This is a genomic window from Ralstonia sp. ASV6, assembly GCF_016429285.1.
GTDB classification, from domain to species: Bacteria; Pseudomonadota; Gammaproteobacteria; order Burkholderiales; family Burkholderiaceae; genus Ralstonia; species Ralstonia flaminis.
This window is the reverse complement of record NZ_JAELUI010000527.1, coordinates 1-358: the sequence shown is the minus strand read 5'-3', so window position 1 is coordinate 358 and position 358 is coordinate 1. Positions and strand designations below refer to the sequence as shown.

1 protein-coding gene is annotated in these 358 nt (G+C 63.4%); it reads right to left on the bottom strand.

The features are described 5' to 3' along the window. Positions 1-307, bottom strand: a 307-nt coding sequence (locus tag JHD73_RS28395) for a GNAT family N-acetyltransferase (RefSeq protein WP_199033416.1), incomplete at its 3' end; no start/stop codon positions are given. Between the last annotated feature and the right edge of the window lie 51 nt (positions 308-358).

Sequence of the window (358 nt, the reverse complement as noted above, 5' to 3'; positions counted from 1 at the left end):
GCCCCACACCTTGCCGTGCGTGCGCCGCCGCCACGAAGAAGTGGTCGATGTAGCCGTTCACCTGTAGATCGGCATAGCCCACGGGTTGCCCATCGATCTCGGCCACGAAGGGCTCGATACGGCGGATGCGTTCGGCCCACTGCGCGGTGTCGTAGTCAACGGGGGCCCAGGCTTCGATTTGCTCCGGGCTGTAGCGCCCGGCGGCGATTTCATGCACGGCAGAGTGGAAGATGGCGTGCAGGGCGAGCTCGTCGCCGGGTTCAAAGGCGCGGATCAGCGTGGGGCGATGCTGCAACGGTGTGTTCATGCTCATTGACCTGCATACGGCAAATCCATCGACGCTAACACGTCCTTGATG